This is a genomic window from Aestuariivirga sp., from assembly GCF_037139295.1.
Taxonomy (GTDB): domain Bacteria; phylum Pseudomonadota; class Alphaproteobacteria; order Rhizobiales; family Aestuariivirgaceae; genus Aestuariivirga.
Genome location: NZ_JBAXGR010000002.1, coordinates 39575 through 52963, shown reverse-complemented (window position 1 = coordinate 52963; position 13389 = coordinate 39575). Strand labels below are relative to the sequence as shown.

Genomic DNA, 13389 nt, shown 5'->3' with positions numbered 1-13389 from the left:
TTGTCCGAGCAAGCAATCAGACTGGACGGCGTCGAAAAATCATTCGGCGCCGTCCGCGCCTTGGCCGGTGTTGACCTCACGGTCGCCACCGGCGAATGCCTTGGGCTTGTCGGCCACAATGGTGCGGGCAAATCCACCCTCATGCATGTGCTGAGCGGCAACCTGACACCTTCCGCCGGAACGCTTTCGATTGCCGGCAAACCCTATGACCGGCTGTGGACGGCGGCCGCAGCGCAAGCCGAGGGCGTGCGCTGCGTGTTCCAGGAACTCTCGCTCTGCCCCAACCTGACGGTGGCGGAAAACGTGCGCATCGTGCACCGGTCGCTGAAAGGCTTCGGCTGGAAGGGCCGCGCCCATGCACTGATCCGCCAGAAGCTTGACGAAATCTTCCCCAATCACGGGATCTCGCCCGACGACGAGATCGCAGGTCTCGCCATCGGCCAGCGCCAGATGGCGGAAATCGCGCGTGCCTTCACGTTGACCGACGGCAGGCTGCGCCTCGTCATCCTCGACGAGCCGACCTCCTCGCTCGATGCTGTCACCGCGCAGCAACTGCTCGCCTACGTGAAGAAGGAGACGGCGCGCGGCACCGCCATCATCCTCATCTCGCATCTCCTGGGCGAGATCCTGACTACCGCCGATCGCATCTTGGTGATGAAGGACGGCAAGACCGTGGCCGACCGCAAGGCCGCCGACTTCACCCGCAATTCGCTGGTGGCCGCCATGGGCTCCGAAGCGCGCGAGCACACGCGCGGCGTAGCCAAGAATTCCACCGCCGAGGTGATGGTCCGCGCCCAGCCGCGCAGCGGCGGGAGTGCCTCGCTCGAAGCCCGCAAGGGCGAGATCATCGGCCTCACAGGTCTCGCCGGACACGGCCAGACCCGCATGCTGCTGCAGATTTATGAGCGCCGCCAGGCAGAGGTGAAGGGCGCACTCTCCTTCATCGCCGGCGACCGGCAGTCGGACGGCGTGTTCAATCTCTGGTCCATCGGCCGCAACATCACCACGCGCTCGCTTGCGGCTCTCCGCAAGGGCGGCTTGATCGACCTGGCGGCCGAGCAAAGGCTTGCAGAGGACTGGAAGCAGCGGATGGCCATCCGCACGCCAGACGTGAACAACAACATCCTCACGCTGTCGGGCGGCAATCAGCAGAAGGCGCTGTTCGCCCGCGCACTTGCCTCCGACGCGGCCATCATCCTGATGGATGACCCCATGCGCGGCGTGGACATCGGCACCAAGCAGGAAGTCTATGCGATGATCGGTGCGGAAGCCGAAAAGGGCCGCACCTTCATCTGGTACACCACCGAGATCGAGGAACTGACCCATTGCGACCGCGCCTATGTGTTCCGCAATGGCGCCATTGTCGCAGCGCTGGGTTCCGATGAACTGACGGAAGAGAAAGTGCTGCAGGCGTCCTTCGCGGAGCATGCGGCATGAACCGGCGTTTCCTGCGGCAGGCCCTGCCCTTCCTGACACTCGCCGTGGTGCTGGCCGCCACCTTCTATGTGCAACCGCGCACCATGAGCTATTTCGGGCTCAACCTGATGCTGCAATACGCGGTGCCCATCGCGCTCGCGACCATCGCGCAGATGTTCATCATCACGGTGAACGACCTTGACCTTTCCATCGGCCCCTTCGTCGGTCTCGTCTCCTGCATCGGCGCCACGCTGCTGCTCGATAATCCGCTGCTTGGCATCCTCGCCCTGCTGGTGCTCATCGCCGCCTATGGCGCGGTGGGTGCGCTGATCCACATCCGCAACCTGCCCTCCATCGTGGTGACGCTGGGCCTCTCCTTCGTGTGGCTCGGCATCGCGGTGCTGATCCTGCCCTCTCCCGGGGGCAAGGCACCTGTCTGGTTGAAGGCCCTGATGGGCGTGCAAACGCCCTGGGTGCCCTTCCCCATCATCGCCGCCATCGTGATCGGTGTCGTCGTGCACCTGGCCCTCATGCTCTCGTCCTACGGCGTCATCGCGCGCGGTGCCGGCGGCAATCCCAAGGCGCTCACCCGTGCGGGCTGGTCCATGCTGCGGACAAAGGTCGTCATGTACATGCTGGCAGGTTTCTTCGGCGTCCTCTCCGGCCTCGCATTGCTGGGCCTCACCACCTCGGGCGATGCCCATGTGGCGGATCGCTACACGCTCTACTCCATCGCCGGGGTTATCCTGGGCGGCGGCGAGTTCATTGGTGGTCGCGTCTCGCCGCTGGGGGCTGTCGTCGGCGCCTTGACGCTGGCGCTGGCGGGTTCCTTCCTCATCTTCCTCAAGATCTCGCCCGACTGGCAGATCGGCGCACAAGGGGCGATCCTCATCATCGTGCTGGCGCTCAGGGCTCTGGTCTCTTACGGGGAGCAGAAGCGATGATCGGCAAGCTCTTGCGCCAGCCATGGGTGTTCTCCTTCGGGGCCGCCATCGCCGTGTGGCTCGCCACCATCGCCTACACGGGTGGGCAAGGTGCTGGCGCCATCCTCACCGCCGCCTTCTCGTTTGCCACATTCACCATCATCGTCGGCCTTGGCCAGATGATGGTCATCACCACGGGTCCCGGCAACGTGGACCTCTCCATCCCTGCAACCATAACCCTGTCCGGCGTCGTCGCGATGAAGGTGATGGACGAGGACAGCGGCCGCATGCTGATTGGCATCGTCGCGGCCCTTGGTGCGGCCAGTCTGGTGGGTGTTTTCAACTACGGTCTCATCCGCCTGCTGCGCATCCCTCCCATCATCGCCACACTGTCGTCGAGCTTCCTCGTGCTCTCCACCGCCATCTCCTATGGCCGCGGCATCCGCATCAAGCCGCCGGAGCCGCTGGCCGAATTCGCCACCATGCAAATCCTTGGCATCCCCATCATGGCCTTTGCCGTACTGGCTGTATCAATCGGCATGGCGCTGGTCTTGAGTCGCACCGTCTACGGCCGCAGCGTGCTGGCAGTGGGCCAGAACAGCCGTGCGGCATGGCTCGCTGGCCTCAACGTCGACCGTACCCGTTTCCTTACCTATGTGCTGAGTGCCATTCTCGCCGGTGTTTGTGGCATCCTGCTCTCAGGCTTCTCGCGCGGAGCGGCGTTGAACATGGGCGAGGAATTCCTGCTCGCCTCCATCGCCACGGTGGTGATCGGCGGAACTTCGGTGGCTGGTGGCCGCGCCAATGTGCCCGGCATCTGGGGCGCGGCCCTGTTCATGTACCTGCTCGTCACCATGCTCAACACATTCGGCGCGAGCGCGGGCATTCGCCTCATTCTCACAGGCCTCATGATCATCGGCGTCATTGTCGCGGCCGGCGGCGAGGAACAGCGCTAGAGCTTGCCAATCGCGTTGACGAAGAAGCCCTGATCATTGGCGCTGAGGTCCGCAAGGTCGTCCGAGTAGCGGCCGAAGTTGTATCCCACGCCAATGTCGAAATTGTCATTGATCTGGCGGTAGAGTGCCGCCACTGCCCCCCAATTGGCAGACTCGCTAGCGCTCTCCCACAGGCAGCGGCCTTCCAGCATCACGTCCCATTTCTTGACCACATGGAGGTCAGCGCGGACGACGCCGAGCTGGGCCGTGGAGTTCTCCCAGTCATCACCATCTTCCGGCTTCCACTCGCCGATGCGCAGGCCATATTTGCCGCCGATGGACACCATCTGCGTCAGGTCATAGGTGGCGTCGACGCTGAAGATATGGCTCTGCTGGGAGGGCCCGCCGATCTCGCCATCGATGTTCACCTGGTCTGGCCCAGGCACGTCATAGACATAGACGTATTTCGCAAGGGCGTTGAGGCGATCGTTGAGCACCGGGCGATAGGCATAGCCGATGGACGCTTCGACGAAATTGCCGCCGATGGATGAATCCGTTGCATCCGAAACCACCGCGTCGAGTGCAGCGAGCATCCGCCAGTTCTCGTTCAGTGCATTGCTGAGGCGCGCTGCGAGGTAATAGGCCGTCTGGTCACCACCATCCGCCGAATTGCCGTCGTCAAAGCGCACCTCACCCTTCACAGAGGCCGTCGTCTTGTCATTGGGGTTGTAGACAGCGGTGGCCGAGACGGCGTTGCGGTTGAAGTGGGTGTCGTCAAAGCCGAGGTCCGCCGTATCGCCCCAGACCCGGCCAGACTCGACGGCGCCGCCCAGCTTCCACTCCGGCGTGGGCGTGTAGGTCACGCCATAGACCTGGGTCAGGCTCGGCTGGTCTGACCAGAAATTATACTTGTCCTCGGCATAGACGGAAAGCCGTTCGCTGAAGCCATGCTTCACCCCGGCGATGATGCCACCCAGATCATCTGCCTGCTTGCCCGAGAGCAGATCATTGGCCACGTAGTTGCCGGGGGCCAGCGCATAGCCGATGTAATAACGGTCCGCAGCGACCGGCTGGTAGCTTAGCAGCGCCCTGCCCCCAATGCCGCCGTCGCCATAGGAGACTTCCGCCGATCCATCGATCGTATCAGTCAACTGGCGCGTGCCACCCACGCCACCACGGTTGTTGAGGTCCACATTGCCGGTGCGCGCCAGTGTCGCCTGGCCGAAGGCGTAGACGGATGACGTTTCACTCAGGATGCGGGTGAGCTTCACCGCCGTGTCGGTGCGGGTGCCGTTGATGTCATTGTCCGGATTATCGACATCGAGTTGTTGAACCCCGGCGGAGATCAGCAGGTCCCTGGCGAGCTGATAGGTGAGGTCGGCACCCGCCTGGTTCTGGGTGACGTCGCCGCCGCTCTCCAGCCGATCACCATAGAAGTTCAGCGTCAGGCGCTCGGAGAGTTCAAGGTCGCCCTTGAGGCCATATTCATAGCGATCTTCCGTCACCTGCTCGTCCAAGGTTGAGAAACCCGCCTGCTTGTAGGCGAAGCTTGCCTCAAGATCGCCCTTGGCACCGGGGATGATGTCGCCGGGGTCAAGCCGGCCCAGCACGCGATAGGCCATGGCGGGATCGCCTTCATTGCCGACGATGCCTGGATCGGTGATGGTCAGGCCGCCGTTGATCGACTCCGAGAAGCCGAAGCCCGGGCCCTCTGTCACGGCGACTTCGCCTTCGAGGAAGGTCTTCTCTGACTTGTAGACCTGAACATCGGCGCCGCCCAGCTTCTGGTCGGCAGAGCCGGTCTTTTCCAGGGCACCAGTCACGCCGAGGCGCACGTGATCGCCCACCCACTGCTGGGCACGGCCACCATAGACATAGCCATCGACGTCCCCCGCTGTCGGCACGAATTCATAGGCCGCCACGAGATACTGGTCATTGCCGCCCAGCGCCCCGTCACGCACCAGGTTTCCGGCATCGACGCTAGACGACAATGGCTCGTTGAGCAGCACAACGCCCTGCACATAGTCGATGGAATAGTCGCGGCCAAAGACCAGTGTCCTGCGGTCCACCACGCGGCCGGTGACCGGGTTCCGGATCTCGACATAGAGCGTTTCCGAGCCGGTGGTCACGGCCTGGTGGGTGAGGAAATAGGCGGAGCCCCCCGTACCGCGGAACACGTCGCGCTGCGGCAGCGTGCCGGGCTGGGCGGCATAGGCGTGGACCTCGCCGGAGCGCTCGCCCGAGGGCACCATCTTGTCCGTCTTCAATACGACGTTGGCGCCATAAAGCGCACGATCATTGCGCAGGAACTCTGTTCCGCGGATGTCTGTCTTGAAGTTGCCCCACACCACCCGACTGTCACCGCGCTCCACGCGCACATAGAACTTGCCGCTGGTGGGCGCATCCTCGATCGCCACCGAGTCATCGCCATAGACCGGGTAATAATCCTCGGGGTCGATGCGCTTGAGGAAGCTCTGCGGGTTCGTGTCGTCGAGGCCCGTCAGCATGTTCTCGACGCTGCCGTCGCCCGTGTCAGCCGCCGCGGTGAGCAGCCACGAGCCCTTGATCTTGCCCTTCAGGTAGAAGGCCACCCGGCCCTTGTCATAGACGCCGTCATATTCGCCCGGCGCCACGTCCTCGATGTGCTTGGTGCCGCTCTTGGAACCGAGCGTCAAATCCGCGAGGCCAACGTAGAACCACTCCGTCGACGGGATATTGATGCTGCGATCAAAAGCAAGGCTTCCGTCCTTGCCTGCCTTCAGCGCCACGTCAACGTCATGGTCGCCGATCGGCAGGATGCGCTGCACGACGAAGCGACCCTGCCCATCAACCGGGATCTCCTCGCCCAGAACCTTGACGGAGGCCCCCGGAGGCACGTCACGGCCTGCAACGGTGACGGCACCGCCGTCCACCCGGATGTTGCGGAAGGAGGTGTTGTCGTCGCTGAAGCCGGGTGCTGACGGTTCGTCCGCGTCAGGCGCGGTTTCGAGTGACGAGCGGCGCACCAGCGTCAGGGGCCGGGTTTCGTCGAACCGGCCCTTCGCGTCATAGACGCGCAGCACGTAGACGAAGTCATCGAAGCCCTCGGTGGCGGAGGCCTCGGGCATGGTCCAGCGCGCCAGGTTGCCCTTGCCCACGTTCACCACGGCGACCGGCGAGGCAGGCGCGTGCTTGCCGGTGGCGAAGATGCGCACTTCCTGCCGGACGATGTAGGCCGGGTAGTTGCTCGATGCGAGGATCTCCACATCCTCGCCCACCGCGAAAGAGCGGCGCGACGAGGTGGTGGCGGCATTGAGGAAGGGCTTGGCGTTGAGGCCCTCGTATTTCACCTGGATGTCCGCGGCTTCCAGTGCCTTGTCCGTCTTGCGGTTGGGGTCTGGCGTGGACGGCGTTCCGGCCACGTGCTGACCGTCCACGCTGATCGAGAACAATTCCTCGCCGGCTTCCTGTGCACTGGCAAATGATGTGCCACACAGGAGGATTGCGGACAACGCCGCCATGAGCCTCCGCCCCTTCATGGCGCACCTCCGGCAACGAGTCGCGTGTCGATGGCGAGCTCATAATGGTCAGGCACCGCCTTCCAGCGCTGCGCGACCTCGTTCTTCACTGCCCGCAACCGCGCCTTCGCCAGGGCATCGTCGCCGCGATAGGTGATTTCGAGAACGGACGTCTCCGCCGCAAGCGCCGCTATGAGCTTGTCCAGCCCGGCCTGCCATTTGGGGAGCAGATCATTCGAGCCCTTCGTGAAGACCTTGCCGTTCAGCTCCAGCTTGACGAGCCGCGAAATCGAGGCGCCGAAGTTGAGCTTCACCACCTTGCCCCGCGTCATGCGAACGCGGCGCGGGTTTTCGGTCGTCACGTGATAGCCGGTGGGCAGTGTGCGGGTGTCCAGCTTCAGGATGAAGTTGGAGCCGATGTCGGCATCCGGAATGTCTGCGCAGGGAATGTTGAAGCGGCCATCGGGATCGGTGGTGACCAGCAGGCCATTCACGGTAGCGACCCGAACGGCGGGCAAGCCTGGCTCGCCCTCGTCCTGGTAGCCATTGCGGTTCTTGTCGTCGAACACCTTGCCGATGATGTCACCGCAGTCGAATATGGCTTCCGCGAGAATGGTGACCTTCGCCTTGGCAGTGGCCACCACCTGCCCCCTCGCCGGATTCACCAGTTGCGCCTGGTTCACCGCCGTGCCGGGGTTGACCGACGCGGAAACGACCAGCGTCAGTTCCAGCTTGATGCTGCCCCCCTTGTCCGGCACCAGGCCGTCGAATATCAGTCGGCGGCCATCGACTGTGGGCGCCACCTTGCTGCCATTGGCAACGGCACTTCCCTCGATGAAGGCAAAGCCGGGTGGCATCACGTCGACGATGCGGGCCGGATTGAACGGCACCTTCTGCGCCACGATGACGTAGGGCACCTTCTCGCCGCGCTTCGCCGTGCTGATGAGCGCGGTCTTGGACAGGGTGTTCTCGTCGACCACGGCAACGACGGGCGTGGTCACTGTGGCAGTCAGCGGGCCGGTCACCGGGTTTGTCTCGGAGCTGTCGGCGCTGGCCGTATTCACGACCGATCCCGCTTGCACATCCGCAATGGTGACCGTGTAGGTGCCGGTGAGAACACAAGCCTCGTCCGGTTGCAGCACTGGGCAGGCGGTGCTGTCCGGGCTGATCATGGGGTCGCTCACAACGACATCATTCAGGGTCGCGCTGCCCGCGTTGGTGGCGGTGATCCTGAAGGTCAGAACATCGCCAAGAGTGATGCTGCCGCTGTTGTCGAGGTCGGAATATCCGGTCATCACCTTTGCGATGGTGAGCTGCGGCAGGTTGGGTGACAGCGGCACGAGATTGGAGTCGCCGCTCACGTCCGTGCCGGATTGCGTGCCGGTTCCGCTGGCGGAAGCCTTGTTGATGTAGCGCCCGCCGTTCACCACCGGCGGCAGTGGCACGGTGGGCATGACGCGGATGGCGAAGTCGATGGTGCAGCTGGCTCCCGCGGCAAGGCCCGCGCCCTGCGCGGCCGCCGTGTCGCTGCTGCCGTTGAAGCCGGCGTTCAACCCGCTGCAGGTGCCGCTGGGCGCCGTGGTGATGCCATATGTGCCGGGTGCCGTGGGGCTGGCGGCGAAGGTGCCGAACAGCGGCGGCGCACCGGCCAGCACATCGGTAACGGAAATGTTCTGCAGAGCCTCCGGGCTAGGGTTGGAGACAGTGAGGCGGAAGCCCGCGTCGAAGCTGCCGTCGCTGTTCGCCGTCGGGCCGCTGAGCAGCGCCTTGGTAATGGCGATGCCGGTGTTGGGGATCAGGGTAAAGTCGTAGCCCGCAGCTGCCTGGGTGGCGAGCGTGATCCCTATGATCTCGGTCGGCCCCTGCGCGGTGCCGCCGGCCGTTCCCGGCTTGGCAATCCCGTTGGACAGGGCCGGATCGCTGACGAGGCCGCGGGTGAGGCCATAGGTTCCGGCCGGGAGGAAGCTGAAGTCATAGTTGCCGTTGCTGGCCGTGGCGGCGGTAAGGCTCACCGGCGCGCCATCGGTAGTGGTGCCGGTGATGGTCACCGGCACCCCGGCAACCCCCGTGTCACCCGGATCCTGCACGCCGTTGCCGTTGAAATCCCGGAACACGGTGCCGGTGAGCGAGGCGGCGCTGCCGACAACCACGTAGCCCGAATTGCTGTTGTTCGAGAGGTCCTCGTCGAAGGACGTGGTGCTGACGGTGGCCACGTTGGTGAAGGTCTGCGGAACGCTGGTGAGTGCCGTGATGATCACCGGCACGGTGACCAGCACCTCGGCCCCGCTGCTGAGCGTGCCGAAGCTGCAGGAGAAGGACGTCCTGTTGCCCGCGGCGCGGCAGACATTCTCGGTGGCCGTTCCAGTGGTTACGGAGGCGCTGACCGTGCCGGCGATTTCCATGCCCGCCGGCAGCGGGTCGGTCAGCGTGACGCCCTCTGCCTCGGCGAGCTGCGGCCCGGTCCTGTTGCGCACGAGGATGGCGAAGGTGAAAGGCTCGCGCAGCGCCACGCTGGGGCTGGACGGAACCTTGGAGGCGACCTCGACATCAGCGCGCGCCCGCACCGTGGTGTCCTCGGTCACGGACTCGTTTCCGGGAAGGGTATCGAACCCAGCCTTCACCTCGTCCGACGTGACGCTCGCGGCATTGGTCCAGCGGCCGCGCTTCAGACCTTCCATCACCACCTTGATCTCGCGCGTCTGGCCGGCGGAGATCGTGTCGAAGTAACAGACCAGCGTGCCGGCCACGCTGCGGGTGACGGGAATGGTGCTGCAGCTTCCGCCCGATCCGACAATGCTGGAGGAAATGTAGAGCAGACCGTCGGTGGGCATGGTGTCCGTGACGATCACGTTCTCCGCCGCCGATGGACCACGATTGGTGGCGCGCAGCGTGTATTTGGTCGTCTCGCCCACAGCCGTGGGATCCGGCATGTCTGTTTTGTTGATGAGGAGGTCGAGAGAGGGATCGGTCACGCTCAGGGATGCAGTGGCCGTGTTGTCGGCGGTGTCATCGCCCTGGGTGGAGGTGCTCACTACGGCCGTGTTGACGAGCGGCGGCTGACCGCTGGTCGCGTTGCGCGGCCGCGCCACGATGGTCATCGAGCGCACGCCGCCCTGGGCGATGGTGCCGAGGTTGCACTTCACGATGTTGTTGCCCGGAGTTGTGACGGACCCGGCCGCCGGAGGCGCCTGGTCGACGGCGGGCGGGATGCAGGAGCCCGCCGACGGCGTGACGGAGATGAAGGTGAGATCACCGGGCAAGGTGTCGGTGACAGTCACGTTTTCGGCGGGGCCGCGGTTATCGCTCGTGGTGCGGGCATTGATCGTGTAGATGATGTTCTGACCCGCCCGCACCGTGGCGGGGTTCACCGTCTTTTGAACCCACACATTGGCGCGCGGCTCGACCTGATAGGTGGAGACGCCCTCGTTGTTGTCGAGGTTGGGGTCGGCGACCTGATTCGACACGGCCTGCGCCCTGTTGCTGCGGGTCACCGGTGTTGTCGCGGCCGTCGTCCAGCCGCGCGGCCGCACCTGGACGGTAATCAGGGGACAGTCCACCCCGGGCGTGCAGACAGGGAGCGTTGCAATGCTGCAACTGAGGCGGCGTGACGTCGAGGTGAGGGGCAACGTGCTGCACGTCATGCCGCTTGCGGAGGCGGGGACGTAGCTGACGTCTACAATTCCATCGTTGACGCCAACTTCGCCGTTGATCAGGTTCTCGACGTCGTCCGAGGCGACCAAGTCCGTCGCCACCACCGGACCGGAATTGCTGATCTCGATGGCGAAGGTCTGGATTTCGCCCGCCCCGACGGCGGGGAGAGCCGCCGTCTTGGTGGTGCGCACGTCGGCGGAGAATTCAAAGTCAGACGTGCCGGAGCCGAAGTCGATGACGTTGTTGGGGGTATAGCCGTCGGTGTAGATCGGATTCTTCGGCTGCACCTCGAGCCTGTTGTTGATCGGCGCCGTCACCGTGTCCGCCACCTTGGTCCGCAGCACCACGGGCGGGGTCTCCGCATCGATCTGCAAGGGCGCTGCCTGGGTATAGGTCCGTATGCAGGAGACCTTGGTGGGGTTCTTGACCGGCGAGGCCACCGAGGCGGGCGGAGTGCAGGACCAGCCGTTCAGCGCGCTGTAGCCTGTGACCTCCAGCCCTACCGGCAGCGTGTCCACCATCTCGATCTCGCCGACATAGGGCACCGAGGCTATGTTGGCGGAGGTGTTCCGCGTGCTGATGCTGAAGTCGTAGCTATTGCCCGGCACCACCAGCGGCGGCCCCACCTTCTGCGCCGCAAGGTCGACGATGGGCGCCTGGATCAGCGTGCCGCCGTCGGTTGCAGTGTCATTCTCGGGCCGGGGGTCGATGGGAGAGGTTGCCGATATGGTAGCGGTGTTGGTGGCCTGCCCCGTGGCCTTCACGCGGGTGCTGATGGTGATGGCGCCGAGCGACTGGTTGCCGGATCCGCCAGGCCCCGAGGCCCTGTCGCAGGTGACCGTCTGGCCCGCCGCGCCGCACACCCACTGCCCGGCGGGCGTCGCCGTCGCGCTCACGAATTCATACTGGACCGGCAGCTCGTCGACGACCTTGATGCCGGTGGGCGAGGATCCGGTGAAGCTGGCGTTGAGCGTGAAGGTCACGTCTTGGCCCAACACCAGCACGCCGGCGGGGGCGCGACTCTTGGTCAGCGCCAGGTCGGAGCCGGAGAGCACATTGGTCTTCAGCGAGGTGGTGTTGTTGCCGGGCACCGGGTCGTCGGGGTCGGAAGGAAGCGAGCCAACGGTGACCGCACCCGACATGGTGATCTGCGACGACGGCGGAACGAAAGCCTGGCCGGTGAAGGAGAAGGTGCGCGGCGCGCCGTTGGCGGCAAGCGGACCCGGCACCGTGCAGGTGTAGTTGCCACTGGCGAGGACACAGCCCGCGGGCGTGACGATGTTGGTGAGGCCCAGCGGTGCCGGCACCGTGAGGGTCAGATTGCGGGCTGCATCCGGCCCGAGATTGCTGAGCGTGTAAACATAGGTCGCCATGCTGCCCGCAGTGGCCGTTGCGGGGCCGGCGATGGTGAGTTCAACATCCGCGCCGTCGGACACGGTGGTGAGTTCTGTCTTCTTGTTATTGCCGGGGTTGAGGTCGGGATCGCCCGGTGGACTCATTACCTCGGCCGTGAAGTAGATCAGCCCGGCGGCGGTAGTCTTCACCGACGCGGAGAGCGAGGCCTCCTGGCCCGGCGCGAGCGGCGGTATCTGGCAGGTTACCGTGCCGACACCCACAGCAGGCACGGGGGTGCAGCCGGTGATGGTTCCGGTTCCGCCGGTGAAGGAGGTGGTCGCAGGGACAGAGAGGGTGATGGTGTTGGCGCTGGCCGCCACCGGCGAGCCATTGCCCACCGTGATGCTGTAGACGATCGTGCCACCAGCCGCCGTGGGGTCGTAGCCTGTGTCATCGAGGTTCAGAACCCAGTCGGCCGCGGCCGCCGGCGATGCCAACAGCACCTGCGGCACCAGCGAAGCGCACAGCAGTGCCAACAGGCCAAGCAACCGAACCGCCGCAGGCCGGCGCTGCGCGACATCCGGCCGCGCTGGCGTTGGGTTGCCCCGCGGCACTGTTCGCCGCCGTTCCGCGTCATGACTCTTTCTGGTGAAACCCTGCATGCCGTCCCGCAAACCTCGTCTGGCTTGAGGAAAAGCCTTCCTGTTGCCGGGCAATGCGAATTGCCGGCGTCCCTCAACCCTGTTCTGTCATGACTTAGACCCTGCGCACTTAGCGGCGCCTTCGCCTCAGCCCCCCGCAACCGGGACCGCATTCGGCCCTTCTTGCTTGCGCTCCAGATTGGATGTTTTTGGCAAAATGGTCAACGATAGATTGCTTTCTCTACCAGCGGGAGGATTGGCGCGGGCAGCGCGCCGGTCTATAAAGTGCCAAAGCGCTCCCATGAGGTTTTGCGAAATGAAGTCCGCCCTGCTCGTGCTTGGTTTTCTCGCCGCCCTGTCCGCCCCGGCTTTCGCTGGCCCCTGCGATACGGAACTTCCGGCCCTCAAGGCCGCATTTGCCGCCGCGACCCTGCAGCCCGATGTGAAAACCCAGGTTCAGGACATGGTGGCCCAGGCCGAGAAGCTCTGTGCAGCGGGCAACGAGGAAGAGGCGGCCGACGTCATCTCCGACGCCAGCTCCATGCTTGCGCAGTAAGGCGCTTCCTTAGGTTTCGAAGGCCAGCACGGCGAGGATGATGGCGGCCAGCGCCGACATCCACACGCCTGACACCAGCAGCTCCATACGCGGATAGAGCGACTGGTCGCCGGTTCGCATCATCTTACCGGCAGTCATGCGGGCAAGGCCGTGGCAGATGGTGAGCAGCACCACGAAGCCGATCTTCACCATGAACCAGCTGTTGGGCTCGTCCTGCGGCGGCAGGCTGTAGAACAGGCCGATGCCGGTGATCCAGATCGCCAGGATGACGATATCGCCGATGCGCGCCAGGATGCGCCGGAGGAAGGCAAGTGCGGCCCGACGGTCACCCGTTTCGCCCGCCGCGATCCGGATGTTGATGTAGTTGGCGATGCTCATGCCCGTGCCGGTGGCAATCGCGATCAGGTGGGCGATGAGCAGAATGATCTTCATGTG

The 13389-nt window shown here is 64.7% G+C and carries 7 protein-coding genes; 4 read left to right on the top strand and 3 right to left on the bottom strand.

The genetic code is table 11. From position 1 onward, the window contains the following. Genes WCJ41_RS01065 through WCJ41_RS01055 form a run of 3 tightly spaced genes read left to right on the top strand, consistent with a single transcriptional unit; the run spans nt 1 to nt 3295 of the window. Nucleotides 1–1437 carry a sugar ABC transporter ATP-binding protein gene (locus WCJ41_RS01065; protein ID WP_336903961.1) on the top strand — a complete coding sequence of 479 codons (1437 nt, stop codon included), beginning with the start codon at nt 1–3 and terminating at the stop codon, nt 1435–1437. Further along, entirely contained in the window at nt 1434–2360 is a 927-nt protein-coding gene (locus WCJ41_RS01060) for an ABC transporter permease (protein ID WP_336903960.1), read from the top strand. The genes WCJ41_RS01065 and WCJ41_RS01060 overlap by 4 nt, the downstream gene beginning before the upstream one ends. Next, complete coding sequence (locus WCJ41_RS01055) at nt 2357–3295, top strand: ABC transporter permease (RefSeq protein ID WP_336903959.1); 939 nt, start codon at nt 2357–2359, stop codon at nt 3293–3295. Before WCJ41_RS01060 ends, WCJ41_RS01055 begins: the two co-directional genes overlap by 4 nt. Here the strand turns inward: WCJ41_RS01055 and WCJ41_RS01050 are convergent. Both WCJ41_RS01050 and WCJ41_RS01045 read right to left on the bottom strand, forming a co-directional pair. Continuing rightward, nucleotides 3292–6792, bottom strand: a complete 3501-nt coding sequence (locus WCJ41_RS01050) for a TonB-dependent receptor (RefSeq protein ID WP_336903958.1) — start codon at nt 6790–6792, stop codon at nt 3292–3294. The two genes, WCJ41_RS01055 and WCJ41_RS01050, sit on opposite strands and share 4 nt — an antisense overlap. Next, nucleotides 6789–12293 (bottom strand): SdrD B-like domain-containing protein, encoded by a 5505-nt coding sequence (locus WCJ41_RS01045; RefSeq protein ID WP_336903957.1) that lies wholly within the window; start codon nt 12291–12293, stop codon nt 6789–6791. The genes WCJ41_RS01050 and WCJ41_RS01045 overlap by 4 nt, the downstream gene beginning before the upstream one ends. Before the next feature lie 421 nt (nt 12294–12714). Here WCJ41_RS01045 and WCJ41_RS01040 point away from each other — a divergent pair, with 421 nt between their 5' ends. Continuing rightward, complete coding sequence (locus tag WCJ41_RS01040; protein WP_336903956.1) at nt 12715–12954, top strand: hypothetical protein; 240 nt, start codon at nt 12715–12717, stop codon at nt 12952–12954. 9 nt (nt 12955–12963) lie between these two features. On the opposite strand, the gene WCJ41_RS01035 is transcribed toward WCJ41_RS01040, so the two are convergent. After that, a complete protein-coding gene (locus WCJ41_RS01035; protein WP_336903955.1) occupies nt 12964–13386 on the bottom strand; it encodes a hypothetical protein in 423 nt (140 codons plus the stop codon). Nucleotides 13387–13389: the final 3 nt, after the last annotated feature.

Bases quoted from the DNA above. Each gene is read 5' to 3' on its own strand.
- WCJ41_RS01060 (WP_336903960.1), top strand. From the start codon at position 1,434: ATGAACCGGCGTTTCCTGCGGCAGGCCCTGCCCTTCCTGACACTCGCC.
- WCJ41_RS01055 (WP_336903959.1), top strand. From the start codon at position 2,357: ATGATCGGCAAGCTCTTGCGCCAGCCATGGGTGTTCTCCTTCGGGGCC.
- WCJ41_RS01050 (WP_336903958.1), bottom strand. From the start codon at position 6,792: ATGAAGGGGCGGAGGCTCATGGCGGCGTTGTCCGCAATCCTCCTGTGT.
- WCJ41_RS01040 (WP_336903956.1), top strand. From the start codon at position 12,715: ATGAAGTCCGCCCTGCTCGTGCTTGGTTTTCTCGCCGCCCTGTCCGCC.
- WCJ41_RS01035 (WP_336903955.1), bottom strand. From the start codon at position 13,386: ATGAAGATCATTCTGCTCATCGCCCACCTGATCGCGATTGCCACCGGC.